The sequence below is a fragment of the Micromonospora fluostatini genome (genome assembly GCF_050410825.1).
Classification (GTDB): Bacteria; Actinomycetota; Actinomycetes; order Mycobacteriales; family Micromonosporaceae; genus Micromonospora; species Micromonospora rosaria.
In genome coordinates this window covers 2,865,820-2,889,675 of record NZ_CP191251.1, presented here as the reverse complement: position 1 = coordinate 2,889,675, position 23,856 = coordinate 2,865,820, and the positions used below count along the sequence as shown (strand labels likewise).

At 71.8% G+C, this 23,856-nt stretch carries 19 protein-coding genes; 13 read left to right on the top strand and 6 right to left on the bottom strand.

Translation table 11 applies throughout. From position 1 onward, the window contains the following. Positions 1-572 precede the first annotated feature (572 nt). The 4 genes from ACQUFX_RS12390 to katG all read left to right on the top strand — a co-directional run bounded on the left by ACQUFX_RS12390 (position 573) and on the right by katG (position 7,020). Positions 573-2,006, top strand: coding sequence for a glycoside hydrolase family 43 protein (locus ACQUFX_RS12390; protein WP_428966166.1), 1,434 nt, complete (start codon positions 573-575; stop codon positions 2,004-2,006). 89 nt (positions 2,007-2,095) lie between these two features. Beyond that, positions 2,096-3,910 (top strand): family 43 glycosylhydrolase, encoded by a 1,815-nt coding sequence (locus ACQUFX_RS12385; RefSeq protein WP_428966165.1) that lies wholly within the window; start codon positions 2,096-2,098, stop codon positions 3,908-3,910. A gap of 381 nt (positions 3,911-4,291) precedes the next feature. Next, positions 4,292-4,720, top strand: coding sequence for a Fur family transcriptional regulator (locus ACQUFX_RS12380; RefSeq protein WP_428966164.1), 429 nt, complete (start codon positions 4,292-4,294; stop codon positions 4,718-4,720). A gap of 23 nt (positions 4,721-4,743) precedes the next feature. Next, positions 4,744-7,020: a catalase/peroxidase HPI gene (katG, locus tag ACQUFX_RS12375; RefSeq protein ID WP_428966163.1), complete on the top strand. Its 2,277-nt coding sequence runs from the start codon at positions 4,744-4,746 to the stop codon at positions 7,018-7,020. A gap of 112 nt (positions 7,021-7,132) precedes the next feature. On the opposite strand, the gene ACQUFX_RS12370 is transcribed toward katG, so the two are convergent. The 5 genes from ACQUFX_RS12370 to ACQUFX_RS12350 form a co-directional block, all read right to left on the bottom strand. Beyond that, entirely contained in the window at positions 7,133-8,815 is a 1,683-nt protein-coding gene (locus ACQUFX_RS12370; protein ID WP_428966162.1) for a fibronectin type III domain-containing protein, read from the bottom strand. Positions 8,816-9,288: 473 nt separating this feature from the next. Next, entirely contained in the window at positions 9,289-10,110 is an 822-nt protein-coding gene (locus ACQUFX_RS12365; RefSeq protein ID WP_428966161.1) for an IclR family transcriptional regulator, read from the bottom strand. A 318-nt stretch (positions 10,111-10,428) separates the two neighbouring features. Beyond that, positions 10,429-11,823, bottom strand: coding sequence for a glycoside hydrolase family 27 protein (locus ACQUFX_RS12360; protein WP_428966160.1), 1,395 nt, complete (start codon positions 11,821-11,823; stop codon positions 10,429-10,431). Next, positions 11,820-14,171: an AbfB domain-containing protein gene (locus ACQUFX_RS12355; RefSeq protein WP_428966159.1), complete on the bottom strand. Its 2,352-nt coding sequence runs from the start codon at positions 14,169-14,171 to the stop codon at positions 11,820-11,822. Before ACQUFX_RS12355 ends, ACQUFX_RS12360 begins: the two co-directional genes overlap by 4 nt. A gap of 530 nt (positions 14,172-14,701) precedes the next feature. Further along, positions 14,702-15,319 carry a response regulator gene (locus ACQUFX_RS12350; protein ID WP_428966158.1) on the bottom strand — a complete coding sequence of 206 codons (618 nt, stop codon included), beginning with the start codon at positions 15,317-15,319 and terminating at the stop codon, positions 14,702-14,704. 75 nt (positions 15,320-15,394) lie between these two features. Here ACQUFX_RS12350 and ACQUFX_RS12345 point away from each other — a divergent pair, with 75 nt between their 5' ends. The 9 genes from ACQUFX_RS12345 (at position 15,395) to ACQUFX_RS12305 (ending at position 23,429) form a co-directional block, all read left to right on the top strand. After that, positions 15,395-16,066: a sensor histidine kinase gene (locus tag ACQUFX_RS12345; RefSeq protein ID WP_428966157.1), complete on the top strand. Its 672-nt coding sequence runs from the start codon at positions 15,395-15,397 to the stop codon at positions 16,064-16,066. A gap of 83 nt (positions 16,067-16,149) precedes the next feature. Continuing rightward, on the top strand, positions 16,150-16,983 hold the full coding sequence (locus ACQUFX_RS12340; protein WP_428966156.1) for a manganese catalase: 834 nt from the start codon (positions 16,150-16,152) through the stop codon (positions 16,981-16,983). A 99-nt stretch (positions 16,984-17,082) separates the two neighbouring features. Continuing rightward, the gene (locus tag ACQUFX_RS12335; RefSeq protein WP_428966155.1) at positions 17,083-18,291 is read left to right on the top strand and encodes a putative manganese transporter; all 1,209 of its coding nucleotides are present in this window, start codon (positions 17,083-17,085) and stop codon (positions 18,289-18,291) included. 445 nt (positions 18,292-18,736) lie between these two features. After that, positions 18,737-19,312: a hemerythrin domain-containing protein gene (locus ACQUFX_RS12330; protein ID WP_428966154.1), complete on the top strand. Its 576-nt coding sequence runs from the start codon at positions 18,737-18,739 to the stop codon at positions 19,310-19,312. Positions 19,313-19,765: 453 nt separating this feature from the next. Next, the gene (locus ACQUFX_RS12325; RefSeq protein ID WP_428966153.1) at positions 19,766-20,194 is read left to right on the top strand and encodes a hypothetical protein; all 429 of its coding nucleotides are present in this window, start codon (positions 19,766-19,768) and stop codon (positions 20,192-20,194) included. Further along, positions 20,191-20,604 carry a phage holin family protein gene (locus tag ACQUFX_RS12320; RefSeq protein ID WP_428966152.1) on the top strand — a complete coding sequence of 138 codons (414 nt, stop codon included), beginning with the start codon at positions 20,191-20,193 and terminating at the stop codon, positions 20,602-20,604. The genes ACQUFX_RS12325 and ACQUFX_RS12320 overlap by 4 nt, the downstream gene beginning before the upstream one ends. A 23-nt stretch (positions 20,605-20,627) precedes the next feature. After that, entirely contained in the window at positions 20,628-21,299 is a 672-nt protein-coding gene (locus ACQUFX_RS12315) for a DUF3618 domain-containing protein (RefSeq protein ID WP_428966151.1), read from the top strand. Between the two features lie 362 nt (positions 21,300-21,661). Then, positions 21,662-22,540: a GNAT family N-acetyltransferase gene (locus tag ACQUFX_RS12310; protein WP_428966150.1), complete on the top strand. Its 879-nt coding sequence runs from the start codon at positions 21,662-21,664 to the stop codon at positions 22,538-22,540. Positions 22,541-22,931: 391 nt separating this feature from the next. Next, the gene (locus tag ACQUFX_RS12305) at positions 22,932-23,429 is read left to right on the top strand and encodes an NAD(P)-dependent alcohol dehydrogenase (RefSeq protein WP_428966149.1); all 498 of its coding nucleotides are present in this window, start codon (positions 22,932-22,934) and stop codon (positions 23,427-23,429) included. Between the two features lie 79 nt (positions 23,430-23,508). On the opposite strand, the gene ACQUFX_RS12300 is transcribed toward ACQUFX_RS12305, so the two are convergent. Continuing rightward, a complete protein-coding gene (locus ACQUFX_RS12300; RefSeq protein WP_428966148.1) occupies positions 23,509-23,841 on the bottom strand; it encodes a DUF6204 family protein in 333 nt (110 codons plus the stop codon). Positions 23,842-23,856 lie beyond the last annotated feature (15 nt).

Sequence of the window (23,856 nt, the reverse complement as noted above, 5' to 3'; positions counted from 1 at the left end):
GCGGGTCGCCGGCCCGCCGTGGTGGTGGCGCGCCCCGGCGGGCCGGCCCGGTAGGCCGGAGTCGGCGTAGGGATCCCGGGGCTGCCCCCGGCGTGCCGCTGCCGGCAGGCCGGGGGAGCGTCGTCCGGTCTGCCGCGTGACGAGGTGCCCTCCCGTGTGCCCGGCGGTCGGCGGGTGGTGCGGTCGAGGGGGTGCGGTGCCGCTCGGCTATCCGTGGTGCCAAATCTTGACGAGCGCCGATGTTAACGTTCACACTTGAATGGTGTGAGGCGGGGATCACTGTCATCGGCGCATGACGGGGCCCGGCCGTGCGAGATCGGCTGGCGGTGAGAGCGTTCACAACAGTTGACTGGTCGCTCCCCGTGGCCTGGTCCGGCCGCGCCGGTTCGCGCACGGGAGGGTGTGCCGCGGTGACCGGCGCCCGGCCGGGTGCGGGACCGACCGCTGCGCGCCGTGGCTCGGCGCGCGCCACGCAGCCCGGCGCCGCCCCGGTGCCCGCTCCTCGCCCGCCGCTGCCGACGGGGTCGCCGTGGCCGTGCCCACGGCGGGATGGTCCGGAAGGAGGGTGGAACATGTCCCACTACCACGGTGTCGTCCGAGGGTGGTCGAGAAGACGACCGAGGTCGCTGCGCGCCACGGTACTGGCGGTGGTGACCGTGCTGCTCACGTCGGTGGCGGCGGTCGTCGCGCCGGCACCCGCGATGGCCGCCGACTCCGCCTACGTGATGGCCTACTTCAAGGAGTCGCTGAGCGGGGCGGGCAACGTCAACAGTGTGCACCTGGCGGTGAGCTCCGACGCGTTGGAGTGGACACCGCTCAACAACAACCAACCGATCCTCACGCCGACGGTGGGCACCCGGGGCATCCGTGACCCGTTCCTGTTCCGGCTCAACGACGGCACCTGGGTGCTGGCGGCCACCGACATCCCGGTGGGCGGCAACTTCTGGGCGCCGAACCCGAACATCCACATCTGGACCTCGCGGGACCTGGTGAACTGGTCGTCGGACCGGCTGTTGAACGTCAACTGGCCGAACCCGACCTCGTTCACCTGGGCACCGTCGATCTACTGGGACGCCGGCCGCAACCAGTACGGGATCACCTTCTCGACCGTCCCGACCGGCCGCGACTACTCGGTCATCATGGTGGTCTACACGTCGAACTTCGTGAACGTCACCTCCCCGGTGGTCCTCTTCGACGGCGGACCCGCCGGGGTCATCGACTCGCACCTGGTGACCAACGTCAACGGCACGAACTACCTGTACTACAAGAACAACTCGCCCTCCACGTTGCAGGGCGCCCGGTCGACCTCGCTGAACCCGGGCAGCTTCACCCGCTACACCAACGGCACCGGCGGCGGCTGCATCGAGGCGCCGACCCTGGTCAAGTCGCTGACCTCCGCGACGTGGTGGCTGTGGGGTGACACGTTCTGCCCCAACAGCGTCTTCCTGGCCTGGCAGGGTGACCTCGTGACCGGCACCTGGAGCCCGGTCGACCAGCGCACCTACACGCCACCGCTGAACGCCAAGCACAACTCGATCCACCCGATCAGCGCCACCGACCGCACCAACCTGCTCAACCGGTACGGCGGCACCACCGCCTGGAACCGGCTGAAGTCCTGGAACCTGCCCGGCTCGTACGTGCGGCACGCCAACGGGGTCGGCCGCATCGACGCGATGCCGTTCGACCCCTACCAGGACTCGCAGTGGCGACTCGTGCCCGGCCTCGCCGACCCGGCCGGTGTGTCGTTCGAGTCGGTCAACCAGCCGGGCCGGTACCTGCGGCACGCCAACTACAGCGTGGTGCTCGCGGCGAACGACAACACCGCCGGTTTCCGCGCCGACGCCACCTTCCACCGGGTCGCCGGCCTGGCCAACTCGGGCTGGTCGTCGTTCCGGTCCCACAACTTCCCCACCCGGTACCTGCGGCACCAGGGCAACCAGCTCTACATCCACGAGATCGGTGATGCCACCGGCCGGGCGGACGCGACCTTCCGGGTCGGCTACTGACGCCACCGAGGCACCCGACCCGACCGGCGGCTCCGCTGGCCGACCAGCCGGTTCGCCCCCCAACCCCCTACCAGCACGAGGAGAGGTCCATGACGGTCGCCCGCTCGACGGCCACGTCCAGGATCACGCGGTACCTGGCATGGCTCGTGAGCCTGATCCTGATCTCGACCCTGCTCCCGGGCACCCCCGCCCGGGCCGACAACCCGATCGTGCAGCACATCTACACCGCCGATCCGGCGCCGATGGTGCACGACGGCCGCGTCTACGTCTACACCGGGCGGGACGAGGACGGCTCGACCTACTTCACCATGCGCGAGTGGCGGGTCTTCTCGTCGGCCGACATGGTGAACTGGACCGACCACGGCGTCCCGATGAGCCTGTCCACCTTCGCCTGGGCGGACGCCAACGCCTGGGCCGGCCACGTCATCCCCCGCAACGGGAAGTTCTACTGGTACGTCCCGGTCCGCCAGCGTGGTGGTGGCATGGTGATCGGGGTCGGGGTCGCCGACAGCCCCACCGGACCGTTCCGCGACGCCATCGGCCGGCCCCTGGTGGGCAACGGGGAGATCGACCCGCACGCCTTCATCGACGACGACGGGCAGGCGTACCTGTACTGGGGCAACCCGAACCTGTGGTACGTGCGCCTGAACCCGGACATGATCTCGTTCTCCGGCGGCCCCACCCAGATCCCGCTGACCACGGCCGGGTTCGGCACCCGCACCGGCAACGCCAGCCGCCCCACCCTCTACGAGGAGGGGCCCTGGGTCTACAAGCGCAACGGCACCTACTACAACGTCTTCGCCGCCGAGTGCTGCTCCGAGTTCATCGGCTACTCCACCGCCCCCGGACCCACCGGGCCCTGGACCTACCGGGGGACCGTGATGCCCCGTCAGGGGGCCAGCTTCACCAACCACCCCGGCATCATCGACTACCAGGGCGGATCGTACTTCTTCTACCACAACGGGGCGCTCCCCGGCGGCAGCGGCTACACCCGCTCGGTCGCCGTCGAGAAGTTCACCTACAACAGCAACGGCACCATCCCCCAGATGAACATGACCACCCAGGGGGCACCCCAGATCGGCACCCTCAACCCGTACACCCGGCAGGAGGCCGAGACCATCGCCTGGGGACAGGGGATCGAGACCGAACCCGCCAGCGAGGGCGGCATGGCCGTCGCGTACATCGGCAACGGCGACCACATCAAGGTCAAGGGGGTCGCCTTCGGTACCGGAGCCGGTTCCTTCACCGCCCGTACCGCCTCCGCCGCCTCCGGCGGCGCCATCGAGGTACGCCTGGACAGCGCCACCGGCCCCCTGGTCGGCACCTGCCAGGTCGGGGGTACCGGCGGCTGGCAGAACTGGACCACCACCTCCTGCGGCGTCTCCGGGGCCACCGGCACCCGGGACCTCTACCTGCGCTTCACCGGGGGCAGCGGGAACCTGTTCAACGTGAACTGGTGGCAGTTCAGCGCCGGCACCAACCCGGTGCCCGCCTCCTACCGGGTCACCAACCGCAACAGCGGGCAGGTCATCGACGTCCAGTCGCCCAACACCCAGGACCTGGCCGTCATCGGGCAGTGGAACGCCAACGGCAACCCCTGGCAGCAGTGGCGGTTCAACGACGCCGGCAACGGCAACGTCACCCTCCAGAGCGTGCACAGCGGCAAGTGCGCGGACATCCTCAACTTCTCCACCGCCGACGGGGCCCAGGTGGTGCAGTACACCTGCCACGGCGGCACCAACCAGGTCTTCACCTGGCGGTCGGCGGGCAACGGCTACTACAACCTGGTCAACCTGAACAGCAACAAGTGCCTGAACGTGGTCGGCGGCTCGACCGCCCTCGGCGCCGCCCTGGAGCAGCGGACCTGCGGCTCCGCGACCAGCATGCAGTGGTCGCGGGCCTGAGCCCCGGGTAGCGACCGGTCGGCCCGGTGACGGCAGCAGCCGTCACCGGGCCGACCGCTGTCCGGCGCACCGGGATGTCGACAGTCGTTCACCCGCAGCGGTGACCATGTGGTCGTGGTCGACGTCGGGCGGGCTCGCGCCGCGTCCCCGCGCGGGCGCGTGGGGGCTGCGGACGCCGTCCGGTGGCGCCCGTCCCGGGTTGCGCCACCCCGGGTCCGGTGCGGCTGTTCGTCCGGTGGTGGCCCCGGTGGGCGGGGCGTGCGCTGCCGGGTGTGGGTGTCGGAATCCGCCGCGCCGGGCGACCCGGTCCGCGTCGGCGACACGCCGGTCAGGTTCGCCGAAAACTTGAAGCATTCCAGAACAGTGGACTATGTTCGAGGCATGACGGCCGACTTCGAGACCCAGCTCCGGGCGGTCTCGTTGCGGGTGACCCGTCCCCGGGTGGCGGTGCTCGCCGCGCTGCGCGACCATCCGCACGTCGACACCGAGACGGTGATCGCCCTGGTCCGGGCGGACCAGCCCACGGTCTCCCACCAAGCGGTGTACGACGTGCTGCGGGCGCTCACCGACGCCGGTCTGGTGCGGCGCATCCAGCCGGCCGGGGCGACCGCCCGGTACGAGTCGCGGGTGGGGGACAACCACCACCACGTCGTCTGCCGCTCCTGCGGCACCATCGCCGACGTCGACTGCGCCGTCGGCGACGCGCCCTGTCTCACCGCCTCCGACGACCACGGCTTCACGGTCGACGAGGCGGAGGTCGTCTACTGGGGCACCTGCCCCGACTGTGCGACCGACCGCACCTCCCAGTGATCCGCCAGTTCGGAAGGAAGTAGATGAGCGACACCCAGGACAACACCCCCGTCAGCGCGCAGGGCGTGGACCAGAAGGCGGCGGCCGGCTGCCCGGTCGCGCACGACTCCGTCACCGCGCACGGCAGCGAGAGCGAGAACCCCGCGATCGACTCGCCGACGCCGAAGACCGGAGGTCGTCCGCGTACCAACCGGGACTGGTGGCCCAACCAGCTCGACCTGTCGGTGTTGCACGCCGACTCGGCCAAGAGCAGCCCGCTGGGGGCGGACTTCAGCTACGCCAAGGAGTTCGCGACGCTCGACGTCGAGGCGCTCAAGCGGGACATCGTCGAGGTGCTCACCACCTCGCAGGACTGGTGGCCGGCCGACTTCGGCCACTACGGCGGCCTGATGATCCGGATGAGCTGGCACGCGGCGGGCACGTACCGCATCCAGGACGGTCGCGGTGGCGCCGGCGACGGCGGTCAGCGTTTCGCCCCGCTCAACAGCTGGCCGGACAACGCCAACCTGGACAAGGCCCGCCGACTGCTGTGGCCGGTCAAGCAGAAGTACGGCCAGAAGATCTCGTGGGCCGACCTGCTGGTGCTCGCCGGCAACGTCGCCCTGGAGTCGATGGGCTTCAAGACCTTCGGCTTCGGCTTCGGCCGGGCGGACGTCTGGGAGCCCAAGGAGATCTTCTGGGGCCCGGAGGACACCTGGCTCGGCGACGAGCGCTACGTCTCCGAGACCGAGATGGCGGGCGGGGTCGGGGCGACCGAGATGGGTCTGATCTACGTCAACCCGGAGGGCCCGCGCGGTAACGCCGACCCGCTCGCGGCGGCGCACTTCATCCGGGAGACCTTCGCCCGGATGGCGATGAACGACGAGGAGACCGTCGCCCTCATCGCCGGCGGCCACACCTTCGGCAAGACCCACGGCGCCGGCGTCGCCGACGACCACGTGGGTCCCGAGCCCGAGGCGGCCCCGCTGGAGGCCCAGGGCCTGGGCTGGCTGAGCACCCACGGCAGCGGCAAGGGCGGTGACACGATCACCAGCGGTCTGGAGGTGACCTGGACCGACCGGCCCACCCAGTGGAGCAACCGCTTCTTCGAGATCCTCTTCGGCTACGAGTGGGAGCTGACCACGAGCCCCGGCGGTGCGAAGCAGTGGGTCGCCAAGGACGCCGAGGCGATCATCCCGGACGCCCACGACCCGTCGAAGAAGCACAAGCCGACGATGCTCACCACCGACCTGTCGCTGCGGGTCGACCCGGAGTACGAGAAGATCTCGCGGCGGTTCCTGGAGAACCCGGACGAGTTCGCGCTGGCGTTCGCCAAGGCCTGGTACAAGCTGCTGCACCGCGACATGGGCCCGGTCAGCCGCTTCCTCGGGCCGTGGGTCCCGGAGCCCCAGCTGTGGCAGGACCCGGTCCCGGCCGTCGACCACGAGCTGGTCGGTGACAACGACGTCGCCGCCCTGAAGGCGAAGGTCCTGGAGTCCGGTCTCACCACCGCCCAGCTGGTCTCCACCGCCTGGGCGTCGGCCGCGAGCTTCCGCTCCACCGACAAGCGCGGTGGCGCCAACGGGGCGCGGATCCGCCTGGAGCCGCAGCGTAGCTGGGAGGTCAACCAGCCCGAGCAGCTCGCGACGGTCCTGGCGACCCTGGAGGGCATCCAGCGGGACTTCAACGAGGCCGGCGGCGCGAAGATCTCGCTGGCGGACCTGATCGTGCTGGCCGGCTCCGCGGCGGTGGAGAAGGCCGCGCGGGACGCCGGGGTCGAGGTGACCGTGCCGTTCCGGCCCGGCCGCACCGACGCCAGCCAGGAGCAGACCGACGTCGACTCCTTCCGGGTCCTGGAGCCGCGCGCCGACGGGTTCCGCAACTACCTGCGGCCCGGCGAGAAGACCCAGCCGGAGGTGCTGCTCGTCGACCGGGCCTTCATGCTCGACCTGACCGCGCCCGAGATGACCGTCCTCGTCGGCGGCCTGCGGGCCCTCGGCAACAACGTCGGCGGCAGCCGGCACGGTGTCCTCACCGACCGGCCCGGCGTGCTCACCAACGACTTCTTCACCAACCTGCTCTCCCCGGGCACCCGGTGGAGGGCGTCGGAGTCCGACGAGCACGTGTACGAGATCCGGGACCTGGCCACCGACGAGGTGAAGTGGACCGCCACCGCGGTCGACCTCGTCTTCGGCTCCAACTCGCAGCTGCGGGCCCTCGCCGAGGTGTACGCCAGCGAGGACGCGCGGGAGAAGTTCGTGACGGACTTCGTCGCGGCCTGGACCAAGGTCATGGAGCTGGACCGGTACGACCTCGTCTGATCCGGCGTGACCCGACGGGCCCCGGTCGATCGTGGTGATCGACCGGGGCCCGTCCCGTCGTGGGTGCGCTGTCAGCGCCGGCCGGAACGGTGCGCCGGGGCGCCGGGACCGGTCAGGACGTCTTCGGCTGGAAGGCGGACAGGACGTGGAGGAACTCGTGGGACCGCTGCTCGACGTACGTGCACTTGCTGACGTCGTTGCCGGTGAGGTCCTGGCACTCCGGCAGGCGTCCCTGGTTGAGGTCGCGGGTGGCGTCCCAGCCGGAGACGCAGCCGAGGTCGTGGTCCAGGGCGAAGTCGACGAGTTGCCGCATGTTCGTCAGGGTGAACACCTTGCCGTTGATGTGCCGGCCGTACATCGGGCAGGCGCCGATGCGCCGCCACACCTCGGCGTCGCTCCACTGCGGCCACGCCGCCGAGATCTGCGCGTGCATGCCCCGCAGGCCGACGACGCAGCACTCGTAGGCGTCCGCGGGGGAGGTCTGGCCGAACTCCATCAGCATGCCGTTGAGCAGGGCGGGCCGGATGCCGGCGGCGGCCAGCCGGTGGAGCAGGGCGACGCCGCCGTCGTTGAAGCCCTCCAACGAGCCGGGCGCGCCGTCGGCGGGCAGGGTGTAGGAGACCTGCAGGGTCGGATGAGCCTGGAGGACCTCGGCGATCGCGGCGACGTGCCGCTCCTGGCCGGCGTAGTCGTGGATGAACGCGCCCTCGAAGTCGAAGTCGAGGTGGCTGATCCCGTAGTTGACGATGATCGCGTGGTAGGTGTCGACGATCTTCTGGACGTCCGTCTCCTCGGCCTCCAGGGGGGCGTTCGACGCGCCGCCGAAGGAGAGGATCACCTTCCCGCCGTGGGCGGCCCGGAACGCCGCGAAGTCGTCCTTGCCGAACTCCGAGGAGGTGGCCTCGCCGTAGTCGCGGTAGCCGCCCCAGTAGACCTTCTTGTCGCCGCCGGGGACGGTCACCAGGAAGCCGGTGAAGAAGGCGTCGATGACGGCCCGCTCGTCGTGGAACTCGTCGATGACACCCTGGGCGTACTCGGCCAGCTTCGGGTTGGGCCACGCGGTGTAGTCGACGAAGGGTGCGCGGCGAGCGTCCCACGGCCCGGCGTCGGGCAGCGGGGCGCTCGTCGTCGCCGGGACGGCGCTCGACCAGCCGGAGGTGTTCCCGGAGACGTCCACCGCCCGTACCTGGATGCTGTACGTGGTCTCCGGGTCCAGGCCGGCGACGGTCGCCCAGGGGTCGGCGGTGACGACGGTGCCGGAGGTGGCGCGGCGCCGGGGCCCGGGGGAGAGGGGCCGTTGGTAGGCCACCTCGTAGCCGGCGACGGCGATGTTGTCCTGCGACGCCTCCCAGGCCAGTCGCACGCTGTGCGGCGTGGTGCCGGTGACGGCCAGTCCGGTCGGGTCGGTCGGGGGCTCGTCGTCGGCCGGCGGGTCGGCGATCTTGCCGTCGACGAGGAACCGGACCGGTAGCAGGTCCGGGTCCTGGCCGGCGCCGGGTCCGCCGTCCTGGACCGCGAGGCGGAAAGACTGCTCCGCGCCCGCCTTGATGATCTTCCTTTCGGCGACCAGTCGTCCCTCGACCGCGGTGACGGGCTCCTCGGCCGGGGTGAAGACCAGGCCGTAGTTGTTGCGGATCTTGGTGGGTGCGTCGAAGGAGAAGGCGATCGACGGGTCGACCACGTCCTCCCGGGTGTGGTTCCTGATTCTGACCTCGAGGTTCGCCCAGTACTCGTTGCCGTCCAGCCACCTGCTGGTGGCGATGACCAGGCCCTGCTCGGGTGTGGTGCTGCCCATGGCTCTCCTCGGTCTCGTGGGGCGCGCGACGGTCGTGATCGGCTGCCGTCGGTGTCGGCGTCCATCCGGTCGGCCGCCACCGGGTCGCCGTCGTGCGGGCGTGTGAGGCGGTACGGAAAACGTCGGCCGGGTGGTTCGCGAACCGATTTCAGGGTGGCTCGGGCGTCCGTGTGCGGGGTGGAATGGAATTCTGTACCCACGGCAGGGAAACGGCGTCCGACCGGTTTGTGGTGGCCTCTCGTGGTGAGAATTTATGACCGTGGTGGTGCCTGGGCAAGGAACTGTTCCGCCGCCCGGAACAGTTAACGCCGGGCCATGCGTCAGCGGTGACATTGTGAAACGGGGCGTGACGGCACGCCTGTCGTGCCGCCACGGGTCGGGGGAGGCCGCTCGCCGACGCGGGGTCGCGCCGCGGCGCGCCGGCCGACGAGGACGCCCGCGCGGGGCGGGCGCTGCCGCAGGTGGGGCGGGGCTCACCCGGCGGTGGACGCGGCTCCGTCGGCCAGCGCCCGGCGCAGCGCCAGGGAGGCGGCGAACGCGGCCCGGCGCAACGCCGACAGCACGTCCGGCCCGGGGTCCGGGGTGTCGTGCGGCCACAGCAGCGCCAGCCCGGCCAGGGGGCGGGCGGCGACACCGAAGACGGGAGCAGCCGCCTCCCGCAGCCCGAGCCGCCACTCCTGGTCGGCGTCGGCCGTGCCGGCGTGCCGGATCCGGGCCAGTTCGTCCTGTAGGTGCCGGCCGTCGCCGATGCTGAACCGGGTGCAGCCCGGCAGGTGGGGGCGGCTGGCGTACTGCTCCACCAACCGGGAGTCGTAGGCCACGAGGAGCTTGCCGGCGGCCGTGCAGTGCGCGGGCAGGCGTCCGCCGCGTCCCGGGGCCAGGCCCTCCTGCCCTACGGTGTACGCCGTCTCGCAGACGACGAGCGCGTCCAGGTCGAGAACGCCCAGGTAGGTCACGAGGCCGGTGCGGTAGTGCAGGCGCACCAGGTGGGGGAGCAGGACGTGCCGGAGCGGGTCGGGCAGCGGGTCGTCGCCGGCCCGGCGTAGCGCGTCCAGGCGCTGGCCGAGCCGGTACGCGTCACCGAGCCGGACCACCATCTCGGCGTCGGTGAGCGCGGTCAGCAGCCGGTGCAGGGTGCTCTTGGGAATGCTGGTGGCCCGGGCGATCGACGAGAAGCGCGGCGGGGCGGCCGACGCCCCGAGGAACTCGATGACGCTCAGGGACCGGGCGAGCAGGTTCTTCGCGATGTTTCCGGGAGTCCCGGTGCCGGTGTCGCCGACGTTCCGGTCACCCATCTGCCGCGCCGGGCCGCGTCGGGGGTGCGGCCGGACGGGTCGGCCCTGTTGTCCGCGAATATGGAAGTTGCATCGACAGAACGACTCCCGCTTCAGGGTCGAGCACGGTGCAGAAGCCCATTTTTGATGAGACGGGCAGCCGGAATCAATGGTGCCTGCCGGGTGCGGAGTCGGACTTCCGACCGAATTGGTGCCGGGCGATCGTGAATCGGAGTCCGGCTCGGAATTGTCGGCCCGTTCGTCGTTGTCGTTCGCGGGCGGCGGCGGTGACCGACGGGCCGGTCCGCGTGGCCGGGCCGCGTGGCCGGGCGGCGGGTGTCAGATGGTGCCGACGGCACCGGTCGACGGACGCGGTGCCCTGACGGCGGGGGCCGCCCCCGCCGACGGACCGGGTGATGGGGTGAGCCGGTAGAGGCCCGCCCCGTGGGCGGGGATCGTGCGGGTGAAGGTGCCCTCGACCGGGCCGAGGTCGTGGCCGGACCACAGGTCGGTGGCGGTGGCCGCCCCGATGCCCAGGTCGGCCAGGTCGACGGTGACGTCGGCGGTGCCGCTCTCCCGGTTGAACAGGGCCACGTAGGTGTCGTCGGAGTCCGACGCGTCCGCCGTCCACACCTGCCGGGTACCCCCGTGGAGTTGGCGGTTTCCGGTGCTGGACCGGGTGACGGCGAGCACGTCCGCGTTGGTCATCAACGCCAGTTCGGCGGGACGGTTCTCGACCAGGTTGCCGCCCCACATCAGCGGCGCCCGGTTGATCACCCAGAGGGTCATCAGGGTGCGCTGCTCGTCGTGGCTGAGGTTCGAGTAGCGGGGTGGGCCGGCCGGCCCGTGCTTGGACAGCCGGCCGATCGGGATCATGTCCGGGTCGGGCCAGGCGCCGGCCGCCCGGTACGGCGTCCAGTCACGGAGCCGGTCGAAGAGCGCGTCGAGGGAGGGCCAGTTGTCCCACAGGTCGTTGACGACGCGCCACAGGTGCGCGGTGTCGCGGACGTGCGGGCCGCTGGCCAGCGGCGTCGGACCGGGGGACAGACTCAGCACCATCGGGCGGCCGGCGCGCCGGATCGCCCGCCGGTACCCCTCGACCTCGGCCTGCCGGTAGGTGGGCGCGGCGATGTCGTCGACCTTCACGTAGTCGACGCCCCAGGTGGCCAGCAGGTCGACGACGGAGTCCAGGTAGGCCTGGGCGGCGGGGTGGGACATGTCGAGACCCCAGGTGAGGTTGAGCCAGTCCGCGGTGGTGCCGTCGCTGATCTGGTCGGCGCGGCAGTCGGTTCCCAGGATCGGGACGAGGTCGGCCACCGCCTGGCGGGGGACGCCGCGCATCAGGTGCACGCCGAACTTGAGGCCCTGGGCGTGCACGTAGTCGGCCAGCGGCCGGAAGCCGTGGTCCCCGGTGGCCGACGGGAACCGGGTGGTGTCGGGCAGGAGCCGGCCGTGCCGGTCCATCCGCAGCCGGGGCTGGAGGTCGGCGTCCTGGTTGGGGCTGTCGTCGTGCCGGCCGGGGTAGTACCAGGCCCAGTCGACGACGACGTACTCCCAGCCGTACCGCCGCAGGTTGTCGCGCAGGTAGTCGGCGTTGGCGCGGACGTCGGCCTCGGTCACCGACCAGTTGAACGCGTCGTAGCTGTTCCACCCCATGGGTGGGGTGGCGGGGCCGTCGGCCCACCCGGCCCGGGTCGGGGTCGGGTGGGCGGCCCGGCGCGGCGGGCCGGTCACGGGGCCCAGGGGGCGGCGACGGCCCAGGTGCTGTCCTCGGCCCACAGGGCCGGCTGGTTCCAGGGTTCCCCGCCGGTGCCGTCGCTGAGCCAGACCTGCGCGTCGTGGTGCCGCAGGTACCGGCCCCGGTAGTTGTAGGACTCCAGGGACACCCCGCTGCCGGTCAGTCCCACCCGGGCGCACCAGGTGGCGTCGGCGCGCAGCAGGGCGGTGCCGTCGTCGGGGGCGTTGCGGACCCGGGAGTGGCTGTGCCGCAGGTACTGGCCGGGGTAGTTCACCGACTCGAAGGAGTAGCAGCCGGGGTCGGCCAGGCCGGGCCGGACGGTGTAGGTGGCGTCCTGTCTGAGCAGGGCGGGACTGGCGGCGTCGACGACGTCGGTGAAGGCCAGGCTGTCCCGGTGCCGCAGGTACCGGTTGGTGTGGCCGGGGGTGGTGACCTGGAGGGAGCGTCGGGCGTGGGTCGGCAGGGCGACCGGGGCGGTGCTGCCCAGCCGGGTCGAGTGCTCGATCAGGGCGAGGTGGGCGGCGCGGACCCGGGCCTGGTCCATCTTGACGACGCGGCGGTCGTAGGTCAGGAAGCCGTTCAGTTCGCCTTCCAGGTCGGTGATCTCGGTGTACACGCTGGCGCTGAGCCCCTTGCCGATCATCAGGTTCCGGGTGCCCGCCACCAGCCCGAGGTACCGGTCGGTCAGGGCGGTCGGGTTCGGCTGCCACTCGTAGGCGAAGAAGTTGCCGCTGGGGCTGTACTCGTGGCCGGGTACCCGCAGGCCGAGGCCGCCGAACTCGCCGAGCACGGAGATGCGGGTGGCCGAGGGGGAGGGGGCGGCCGGGCCGAGGTAGACGTGCCAGTCGTCGATGTCCCCGGTGCCGGGGTCGCCGAGGGACTGGCAGCAGTTGTGCCCGCTGTGCACGTTGACCAGCCGGGTGGGGTCCTGGTTCTTGACGTTCTGTCCGACCCGGCGGGTGTCGGCCAGGGCCCGTTCTCCCCAGCCCTCGTTGTAGACGGTGTAGGCCACCACGGAGGGGCTGCTGCGGTGCTCGTCGACGATCTCGCGGGCCTCGGCCTCGAACTGGGCCTGCTGGGCGTCGGTGGCGTCGACGTTCTGCGCGGTCAGGGAGGGGATGTCCTGCCAGACCAGCAGGCCGAGCCGGTCGGCGTGGTAGAACCAGCGCTGCGGTTCGACCTTGATGTGCTTGCGCACCATGTTGAACCCGAGGTCCTTGTGCTTCTGCAGGTCGAAGGCGAGCGCGGCGTCGGTGGGGGCGGTGTAGAGGCCGTCGGGCCAGTAGCCCTGGTCGAGGGTGCCGAGCTGGAAGACGAACTGGCCGTTCAGCTTGGGGCGCAGCACCCCGTTGACCATCCCGGTGGTGATCTCCCGCATCCCGACGTAGTGGGTGGTCCGGTCGACCGGGGCGCCGCCGGCGGCGCGCAGGGTCACCCGCAGGTCGTACAGGTACGGGTCGTCGGGGGACCAGCGGCGGGCGTGGGGCACGGGCACGCTGAACTCGGTGAACCCGCCGGTGGCGGTCCCGACGACGGTGCCGCCGTCGAGGGCCTCGGCGAGCACGCTGTGCCCGCTGACGTCCCCCCGGGTGTGGACCCGGACCCGCACGGTGTTGGTCGCGAGGTGGGGGGTGAGGTCGACGCGGCTGATCGAGGCGGTCGGGACCGGCTCCAGCCAGACCGTCTGCCAGATCCCGGAGACGGGGGTGTAGAAGATGCCGTCCGGGGTCTCGGTCTGTTTGCCGATCGGGGGCAGGCTGCCGTGCTGCCGGCTGTCGGTGGGGTCCCACACCTTGACGACGAGTTCGTTGCTGCCGCCAGTGAGGTGGGGGGTGACGTCGAGGGCGAAGGCGTCGTAGCCGCCGGTGTGGGTGCCGGCCTGCCGGCCGTTGACCCACACCGTGCTCTGCCAGTCGACGGCACCGAAGTGCAGCAGGGTCCGTCGGCCGGACCAGGCCGGCGGCACGGTGAAGGTGCGCCGGTAGTACAGGTAGTGGCGGTTGTCGTTGGCGGCCCGCTGCACGCCGGACAGGGCGCTCTCCACCGGGAAGGGGACGTTGACGCGGTCGGGCAGGTCGGTGCCGAACTGTGGGGGGTCGTCGGTGGCGGACTGCCGGAGCTGCCACTCGCCGTTGAGGGTGAGCCAGTCCGGGCGGGTCATCTGCGGGCGGGGGTACTCCGGCAGCGGGGTGCCGGTCAGCGCCTGGCTGGTCCAGGGGGTGGTCAGCGGGGGCGGTTTCCCGGGTACCGCCCGGGCCGGGCCGGTGGGCGCGACGAGCAGGCCGGCGACGAGGGCGAGGAGGGTCAGCAGGGCGCGGGCGGGGTGGTGGGCCGTGGGGGTCATGCCGTCTCCGCAGGGGTCGGGCCGTGGCCGGGGGCTCGTCGTCGACGAAATGCATTGACGCCTGTCTCTGCCTGTTGAAGCTAGAGACGTCGGTCGTGTCCGTCAATCCCCGACTGTCGCTCCTGTCCCGCCCGTACCGCTGCGGTGCCGCAGCCAGCGGTGGCGGTGACACGTCCAGGTCGAAAAGTCCGAACCCGCCCTCGCGAACGCCGTTCCGTCCGCACGATGGGGGCAAGGGAGTGGAGCAGGACGGAGGGGGTCATCGTGAGGCGTAGGCGGCGTAACGGTCGAGGGAACCTGTGGCAGGCAGCGGTGCTGGTCCTGACGGCGACGGGGGTCGCAGCCGTGCTGGCGCGGGCTGCTCGGCGTCAGCGCGCCACCGACGACGCCATCGGCGAGTCTCCTCGCCCAGGCGATGGCGCATCGATCAGCGCGGACATGCCGGGGCCGGCACTGACCAGCACCCCGACCGGTACCGGCAGGGTCTCCCCGGAGGTGGTGTCCTGACCGTGGCGCTCGTCGCCGCAGGCTCACATCAGGCCGGCGGTGCCGGCCAGGGCGGCTGCCTCCGTCCGGCTCGACACCCGCAGCTTGCGCAGCAACGACGCGGTCATCCGCTTCACCGTACGTTCGGACAGGTGGAGTTCCTCGGCGATGTCCACCGTCCGGTGGCCCTTGGCGATGAGCTGAAGGAGCCGGCGTTCCTCCCCGTCGAGCGAGGCCGTCGGGGGTGGGCCCGGGTGTCCCGGCCGGAGCAGGGCGGTCAGCAGTCGGGGCGGTAGCACCGCCCACCCGTTCAGGACCGCCAGCAGCGGCGGCAGCAGTTCCTCGGGTTCGCTGCTCTTCGGCAGGTAACCGTCCGCGCCGGCCCGCATGGCCTGTGCCATGAGGTCGATCTCGTCCAGCCCGGAGATCGCGACGACCCGTACCCGTGGGGTGGTACGTCGGATGGCGGCGATGGCCCGGATCCCGCCGGGTGCGGGCATGTGCAGGTCGACCAGGGCCAGATCGGGTGCGGAACGGCGCACCAGGGCGGCGGCGGCAGCGGCGTCCCCGGTCGAGCCGACGATCCGCGCCCGTCCCTGGGTACTGGCGGGGAGGAGCAGTTCAAGGCCACGGACGAAGAGAGGGTGGTCATCGACCAGCACGATCCGGAGGGTCACCGAGTCGGGCACGGGGAGCCGTTTCCCGATCGTGGCCTGCTCATGCCTTGCGCACCGGCGATGGACCACTCCACCGGCAACCTGTTGTTGCTGCGGACGCTCTGCCACGAGCTGCGGTCGCCGATCGAGTCGCTGCGCTCGTCGACCGCGGTGCTGGCCAGCGAGCCGGGAACGCTGAGCCCGGCGCATCGCCGGGAGGTCGCGGCGCTGGCCCAGGAGCAGGCGGTCTTCCTGGAGGGTCTGCTGCGGCGGGCGGTGTCGACGATGCAGGGCCTGGCGGAGCCGGTCGACGAGCAGGTCCCGCTGTGCCACGTACTGCCCGTCGCGGTTGCCGGCCACGCCGCGCACCGGGTGACGCTCCGGCTCAGCGGCGGCGCTCGCGGCCGGCTGGTCCACGCCCACCGCGTCCGGCAGATCATCGGCAACCTGGTGGACAACGCCCTGCGCCACGGCCCCGCCGATGGTCGGGTCCAGGTGTCGGCCTCGGTTCGGGGACGGGCACTCGTGCTGGTGGTGACGGATCAGGGGGAGTCGTGCCGGCCTCTGCTGGCCGCGCTGCGCCGGACCGCACCGCCGCCGGGCATCACCGGACTCGGGCTGTGGATCGTGCGGCGCCTGGTCGCCGCCGAGGGCGGCACGATCACCGCGTTCGGCGGTGTCCCGGGGGTCGCGGTGCGGGTGGTCCTGCCCGCGCCGCACACCGCCGTCGGCCTGGAGGGTGTCACCGACTGACCCCGCCGGGCCAGTGACTGACCCCGGGGGGCCAGCGCGGCGGGTACCAGCGCACGGTAGCCACTTCCACGAGGAGGACCACCGTGTTCAGCCACGTCAAGGACCTGCAGTTCGAAGCCAAGCCGGACGCTCCCGACGCCGCCTTCGCCCGCCGTCTCCAGGAGGTGCTGGGCGGCAAGTGGGGCGAGATGACCGTCGCCAACCAGTACCTCTTCCAGGGCTGGAGCTGTCGACTGCCCGGCAAGTACAAGGACCTGCTGCTCGACGTCGGTACCGAGGAGATGGGTCACGTCGAGATGATCTGCACGATGATCGCCCGCCTGCTGGACAGCGCGCCGTTGTCCGTCCAGGAGGCGGCCGCCGAGGACAACCCGATGCTGACGGCCATCTACTCCGGGTCGAATCCGGCGCACTTCATCCACTCCGGCGGGGGCCCGCTGCCGGCGGACAGCAACGGGGTGCCGTGGAACGGCGCCTTCATCACCGCCAGCGGAAACCTGCTCGCCGACTTCCACCTCAACGTCACCGCGGAGGCGCAGGGTCGGCTCCAGGTCGCCCGGCTGTTCAACATGACCGACGATCCCGGTGTCAAGCAGATGCTCCGCTTCCTGCTCGCTCGCGACACGATGCACCAGAACATGTGGCTCGCCGCGATCGAGCAACTCAAGGAGGACGGCCTCGAGGAGATGCCGGTCCCCGAGGCGTTCCCCGACACCGAGCAGGAGAACGCCTTCGCCTACCAGTACATCGACTTCTCCGCCGGTCAGGAGGCGGCCGAGGGACGGTGGGCCTCCGGTCCGGCCCCGGACGGCAAGGGGCAGTTCAGCTACCAGCCGACTCCCACGGCACACGGGCCGGCGCCGGTGCTGCCCCCGGGTGACCCGCGTCTGCACTGCACCCCGCCGCTGGGCGCCTGATCCGGCAGGGGGCGGCCGGTCCTCCGGTCACCCCGTACCGCCGCGCCGGTCCGCCGCCCAGCCGGCGGACCGGGCGCGGCACGCCCTGGGAGGCACATCGTGATCGAATTCCTCACCCGACCCCTGGCGGACGCCTTCATGCAGGTCGGCGTCTACGTGGCGGTCATGGTCGCGTTCTTCGGCTGGCTGCGCTGGCGGTACGGCGACCGGTTCACCGACGGGCTGACCCGGCACCCCCGGTGGGGCCCGTTGGTCGGCGCGCTGCTCGGCGTCAGCCCCGGGTGTGGGGGCGCGATCATTCTCATGCCGCTGTACGTGCGCGGGAAGGTCTCGTTCGGGACTGTCGTCGCCGCTCTCGCGGCGACCATGGGCGACTCGTCCTGGGTGGTGATCGCCGCGGATCCCGGGTTCGCACTCACGATCCACGCTCTCCTCTTCGTCGTGGGCCTGGCCACCGGATACGCCGTCGACCTACTCGGTGTCGAACCGGCAAGGACCCTACGAGCGGCGGCGTGGCCCCCGCGCCGACGGCAGCCCGCCGAGTCGTCGTACGTGCCCGTGTCGCCGGTCGGCGTGTCCCGGTCGCGGGCCACCGGTGACCCCGTCGGCGTCGCCGCCCGTACCGGTCCGCCGCCGGCCACCCACCCCGGGCCGGCGACCCCGGCCGCCACCCTGGCACCCCCCGCCTGGCTGCCGCGGCCGGCAACGGTGTCCGTGGCGTTCTGGGGCGTCACCACGCCGGCCTTCCTGATCTCCGTGCCGGTCGTGTTCCACGCCGTCGACCCGCACCAGCTCACCGGCGCGCTCGGGGGAATCGATCCCTACCTGGCCCTCGGCTGTTGCGGAACGCTGGTCGCGCTGGTCGTCTTCGCCGCCGGGCGGGGCCGGATCGCCGACGACAGCCTCGCCACCGCCACGCCGGGAAGCCGGCGCGAGGCGATGCGGCACAGTGCGCACGAAGCCTCGTTCATCACCGTCTGGGTCGCCGTCGCCTACCTCGGATGGCAGGTCCTCAGTACCGCCACCGGTTTCGACGGCTCGCAGTTGGCGCTCGCCGGGGTGGCCGGCGTCCTCGTCGGGGCCCTGATCGGCCTCGTCCCCGGATGCGCCGTCCAGATCGTCTTCACCGGCATCTTCGTCACCGGTGGTCTGCCCGTGACGACCCTCGTGGCGAACGCGATCAGCCAGGACGGCGACGCCCTGATCCCCCTGGCGGCCCTGCACCGCCGCGCCGCCGGCGTGGCGACCGTCGTCACCACCATCCCGGCCGTCCTCGTGGGGCTGGGGCTCCTGACACTCCTGGGCTGAAGGAGGCAACAATGCGGAACCTACCCCGGTACCGAGGCGAACCAGCCGACCACGTTTCCGACCGCCGGGCGGACGACCTCGTCCTGCTGCGTCGAGTACGGGTGAAGCTGACGGTTCTCACGGTCCTGACCGCCGTCGTGCTGTTCACCCGACTGTCACCCTGGCTCTCCGCCGGCCTGCTGGCCCTCACCGTGCTCCTTCCGATCGCCGTGGTCGGCGACGGGGGGTTGCCCGCGCTGCGCGCCCTGCTCCCGCAGGCGCGCTCGGTCGCGGGCCGACGCACCGCCGCACGGACCGACCATCCCGCGCGGCCTGCCTCACCGGTGGCCACGACCTCCGGGCCCGCCGGAACCGCCCATCAGGACGGGAACACGGAGAAGACATGGAAAGCCCTGCGCGGGGTAGGCGCACGGGGCCAACACCCACTGGCGAAGGGGTAACCACGGTGACCGCAGGCGTCAAGCAGGATGTGCTCGACCTTCTGACCGAACAACACATGCAGATCAAGGCCCTCTTCGGCCAGATCGCGCGCGCCGAGGGGACACGGAAACGGGATCTGTTCCAGGACCTGGTCCGGCTGCTCGCCGTGCACGAGAGCGCGGAGGAGATAGTCGTGCACCCGAGCGCACGACGCCGGATCGACCGGGGCGACACGGTCACCGAGACGCTCCGGCACGAGGAGGACGAGGCCAAGCACGAACTCGCCGCCCTCTACGACCTCGGAACCGACCATCCCGACTTCGACCAGCGGCTGGCCAGGTTGGCCGATGCGGTGGTCGCACACGCCACGAGGGAGGAGACCGAGGAGTTCCCGGCACTGCGGGGCAGCCTCACCGCCGCCGAGTTGGGACGGATGGCCGGTGCGCTCCGCGCCGCCGAGGCGACGGCACCGACCCGGCCCCACCCGCACACCGGGGAGTCGGCCCGGGCGAACCTGGTGGCCGGCCCGCCCCTGGCCGTCTTCGACCGGATCCGTGACGCCGTGCGCGAATGGCGCGAGTCGCACCGAGACGGGGAATGATCCCGGAGACGACGGGATGTTCGACTCGACGACGTGGCTGTGTGGTGGCCGTCGAGGCCAGCCGGCGACGTCGTCCCCGAGATCGCGTTCTTTGCCGTGCCCCTCTGGGCGCCGTGGAGACACGACCACAGGCGGGGCCCGGCGTTCCGGGTGCATGTCCTCGATCCGGGTGGGTAAGCGCGGCACCCGTCCCGTCCAGGGCGGGACGACTGGGGTCACCGGAGGTACGGATGACGGCAGGGACAGGAAGCCGCGCCGGAGCACCGTCCGGTACGAGCAGCAAGCCGCAGCAGGCGCGGGAGCAGGCCGCCAGGGTCGGTCATGAGGCGGCGCAGTCCGGCGGCCAGGTCGCGCGGGAGGCGGCAGCGCGGCAGGCAGGTCGCGAACGAGACCGGCCGCCAGGCGCGGAACCTCGTCGGTGAGGTCTCCGATCAGTTGCGGCAGCAGGCAGGTGTGCAACAGAAACGCGCCGTCGACGGTCTCCGGACGCTGGGTTCGCAACTGCAGTCGATGGCCAGCAACAGCGACCAGGATGGTTTGGCCGGTGAGATGGTGCGCCGGGCCTCGAGTGTCGCCGAGCAGACCGCAGGTTGGCTGGAGGAGCGGCAAACAGGTGACCTCGTCAACGAGGTGCGCGACTACGCACGCGAGCGTCCGGTTGTCTTCCTCGCCGGTGCCGTCGTGGCCGGCCTGCTGGTGGGGCGGTTGACCCGCAACGTCGCCTCGGCCGGCGACGAGGGGGGCGGTCAGGGGGATGGTCACCGACCCGGCCAGGGCCAGCAACCCGAGGGGATGCCGCCGGCGGCGCCGCCGCGTCTCGGTCCGGCCGCCGACCAGGCGGCGGGGGCGGCCCGGTTGCCCGGTAGCGAGGTGCACCGATGAGCGATTCGCGGTCACACACGGCCGGGGCCACCGCCGAGCGGTCCCAAGCCTCGATCGGGGAGCTGCTCGGCGAGATCACACGGGACCTCTCCACGCTGGTGCGGCAGGAGGTACAACTGGCGAAGGCCGAGGTCCGCCAGGAGGTGAGGACAGCCGGCAGGGTCGCGGCGATGTTCACCGCTGCGGCGATCGCCGGCCTGCTGACCCTGATCTTCCTGTCGTGCGCGCTGTGGTGGGGCCTGTCCAATGTGATGGACCAGGGCTGGGCCGCCCTGATCGTCGGCGTGGTGTGGGCGGTGATCGGCGGCGTTCTCGTCGCGCGGGCCCGCACGCAGATGCGCCAGCTGCGGCCACTACCACGCACGCAGGAAACCGCCCGGGAGCTACCGAACGCCCTCCGTGGCCGCTGAACCGAGGCGAGAGAGGAGCCGTCATGTCCAACGACCCCGACCAGATCCGCCAGGAAATCGATGCCACCAGAGTGGAGCTGAGCACCGACGTGGACGCGTTGGCCGACAAGGCCAACCCACGCAGGGTCGCGACCGAACGGATCGAACGGGCCCGCGTCCGCTTCAGCCGCGTCAAGGACCGGGTGATGGGTTCCGCCGCCAAGGCCGGGCCCGACGGCGGTCACCCCGCCGCCCAGGCCCGCCGCCGGGTGTCCGACACCGCTCACCAGGCCTCCGGGGCTGTCTCCGGCGCTGCGGACCGGGTGGCCCACGTCGCCTCCTCCGCCGCCCACCAGGCGCAGGCGGCACCGCACGTCACCCGGGAGAAGACCGAAGGCAACCCCCCCGCGGTCGGGTTGATCGCCTTCGGCGTCGGGTTGCTCGCGTCCTCACTCGTCCCACCCAGCCGCACCGAACAGCGACTTGCCGGAGAGGCGAAACAGCGGGCGATGCGGCACTCCGGCCAGATCAAGCAGCAGGCCGGCCAGGCGGCCCACCAGATGCAGGAAAACCTGCGTCAACCAGCACAACAGGCTGCGCAGTCGGTCATGGCGAAGGCGGGCGACAGCGCGTCCGCACTACGGGACCAGGGAACGGCAGTCGCCCACCACCTCCAGGGCCAGGCACGCGAAAGCCGGGACGACCTACGACGCTAGTCGCTTTCCGTCAACTGGTGACCACGAGACGTTGATCCAGCGCACCGGTGCTCCTCGTCCCGCCGTCTGCCGCACCAGCTACGCCTCGGTCGGGCGTAGCTGGTGCGGCATGCGCCAGCCGTCGGCCAGCCGGGCAGGTTGGCCCCGCTGCCAGAACTTCTGACCCAGCCACCACGCCACGGTGCCGGCCCACTGCCGTCACCCTCTCTGCTGTCGCTCCCCGGTCGCGGCGGCGGGAAATCGCGTTGACAGCGGCCCTGCCGACGAGGCCTACTGCTGCCCACCGGCTTCACCTCGCCGGCCCTGGCGTCAGCCGCCACGGCCGGCCGCTCGGCGATCGGCGGCAGGGAAAGGGAAAAGGCATGATCGACTCGGCTGCGGGCGCGCTGACCTGGGAGGCGTTCGGCGAGGAACACCTGGCGGCGCTGACCGATCTGGCCGAGGCGTGCCTGACCGCCGACGGTGGCCTGCCGCTGTTCACCAGCCCTCCGCTGCTGCGGGCTCGCCTGCTGCAGACCCGTACCCTCGGTGCCTGGCACGACGGCCGCCTGGTGGCGGCCGTGAGCGTCGGCACGACGAGTGAGCCGGCCACCAGCACCGGCCTGGTGCATCCCGCCTGGCGGGAGCGGGGCCTCGGTGGCCGGCTGCTGAGGTGGGTGCACGAGCAGGCCGGCGACGCCGACCTGCTCGTGACCAGCGAGTCGTGGAGTCCCGGCGCGCACGCCCTCCTGACGGCGCGCGGCTTCGAGCCGACCTTCGCAGAACGGGTACTGCGGCACGATCTCACCGCCCTCCCGGAGGTCGCCCCTCCCGACGGCGTGACCACCGGGCCGGTGACGCTCGACGCCGAGCTGTTCGCGACCTACCGGGCTTCTTTCGCGGACCGGCCCGGCTTCGTGGAGCCGGGAATCGAGGAATGGCTGGACGAACTGCGGGGCGACGACGGCTACCGGCCGGACCTGTCGCTGATCGCGCGCGCTCCCGACGGCACGGCGATCGGCTTCCTCAACGTCATCGACAACTGGATCGACCAGGTGGGCGTGATCCCCGCCTGGCGGGGCCGGCGGGCCGGAGCCCACCTGGTGGCGAGCGCGCTGCGGTCGCTGGCAGCCGACGGCGCCCGGACGGCGTGGCTCTGCGTCAACGACACCAATCCGGCCGCCGCCCTGTACCGGCGGCTCGGCTTCCACGACGCCGGCCGCCGGGCCCGCTACCTGCGCAGCCGCGCCAGGGCTTCTTGAACGACCCGCGTAGGTGACGGGCGGCGGCGACGGTGAGGACGGCGGTGGGGAGCAGCGCCGTGGCGACGCCCACCAGCGCTGGTGAAGGACCACCGTCCAGCGTGCCCATGCAGTCGAGGACGGCGATGTCGTTCACGACGGCGTACCACAGTGGCGGATAGATCGCCTGGAAGAGCCGGTGCGCGCGGCTGAGCGTGCCCAGGGCCAGCGCGAGTGCGGGGATGAAGGTGGCACCGGCAAGCCAGTCCGCCCCGTCGCCGGCGGCCGTCATCAGGATGCCGGGGCCAGCCCGAACAGCGCGGTGGGTTGGTGACCTTCCCTGAAGGGACTGCGCGACGCCGGCCAGCTCACCGCCGGCCAGCAGGTCCTTGTCACCGGCGCCGGCGGCGGCGTGGGCACCTTCGCCGTCCAGCTCGCCAAGGCCTACGGCGCCCACGTCACCGGCGTGTGCCGCACCGCGAAGACCGACCTGGTCCGCTCCCTCGGCGCCGACCACGTCATCGACCACACCCGCGAGGACGTCACCACCGGCACCGACCGGTACGACCTGCTCCTCGACACGGCCGGCAACCGACCCCTGGCCCGGCTCCGCGGCGCCCTCGCCCCCCGTGGCACGCTCGTCCTCGTCGGTGGGCCCGGAGGCGGACGCGTGCTCCAGGGCGCCGACCGCCAGATCCGGGCGATGCTGCTGTCGCCCTTCGTCGGGCAGCGCCTGACCGGTCTCCTGTCCACCGAGCCCGCCGCCGACCTGCGTACCCTGGCCGACCTCATCGACTCCGGCACCCTCACCCCGGCCGTCGACCGCACCTACCCGCTCGCCCGCACCCCCGACGCCATCGCCTACCTCAGGACCGGCGAGCACGCCGGCAAGATCGCCATCACCGTCTGACCCGGCGTGGATGGCGGGAGCGGAGACAGAACGACCTGCCACCCTCACCCGCCGGCGGCCGGCCCGCCGTGACCTGTGGTCAGCGACCCCGTCGGCGGACCCTGATGCTGTCGAGGTCGGTCGACACCGAGTCGAGGTTGCGGTAGTCGGCGCCGAGCCCCCGGACAGCGGCGGCGGCGAGCGCTTCCGCCCGGCCGATCACGGCCGATTCCTTCTCCTCCACGGTGGCCGGGACCAGGCAGCGGAAGGTGAACGCGAGCAGGGACCGCTCGTAGGTGACGGTGCCTTCCTCGGTGAACTTCGCCCGGAACACGTCGTGATCGTCAGCCTTGGCGAGCAAACTGGCCCGCTGCTCGTCATCGAGTGGCGCGAACGTGCCGCGCACGATGACCTGGTATGTCTTGGCAGCCACGGTGGGGAACCTCCG

Bases quoted from the DNA above. Each gene is read 5' to 3' on its own strand.
- ACQUFX_RS12390 (WP_428966166.1), top strand. From the start codon at position 573: ATGTCCCACTACCACGGTGTCGTCCGAGGGTGGTCGAGAAGACGACCG.
- ACQUFX_RS12385 (WP_428966165.1), top strand. From the start codon at position 2,096: ATGACGGTCGCCCGCTCGACGGCCACGTCCAGGATCACGCGGTACCTG.
- ACQUFX_RS12345 (WP_428966157.1), top strand. From the start codon at position 15,395: ATGGACCACTCCACCGGCAACCTGTTGTTGCTGCGGACGCTCTGCCAC.
- ACQUFX_RS12380 (WP_428966164.1), top strand. From the start codon at position 4,292: ATGACGGCCGACTTCGAGACCCAGCTCCGGGCGGTCTCGTTGCGGGTG.
- ACQUFX_RS12315 (WP_428966151.1), top strand. From the start codon at position 20,628: ATGTCCAACGACCCCGACCAGATCCGCCAGGAAATCGATGCCACCAGA.
- ACQUFX_RS12365 (WP_428966161.1), bottom strand. From the start codon at position 10,110: ATGGGTGACCGGAACGTCGGCGACACCGGCACCGGGACTCCCGGAAAC.
- ACQUFX_RS12320 (WP_428966152.1), top strand. From the start codon at position 20,191: ATGAGCGATTCGCGGTCACACACGGCCGGGGCCACCGCCGAGCGGTCC.
- ACQUFX_RS12310 (WP_428966150.1), top strand. From the start codon at position 21,662: ATGATCGACTCGGCTGCGGGCGCGCTGACCTGGGAGGCGTTCGGCGAG.
- katG (WP_428966163.1), top strand. From the start codon at position 4,744: ATGAGCGACACCCAGGACAACACCCCCGTCAGCGCGCAGGGCGTGGAC.
- ACQUFX_RS12355 (WP_428966159.1), bottom strand. From the start codon at position 14,171: ATGACCCCCACGGCCCACCACCCCGCCCGCGCCCTGCTGACCCTCCTC.
- ACQUFX_RS12370 (WP_428966162.1), bottom strand. From the start codon at position 8,815: ATGGGCAGCACCACACCCGAGCAGGGCCTGGTCATCGCCACCAGCAGG.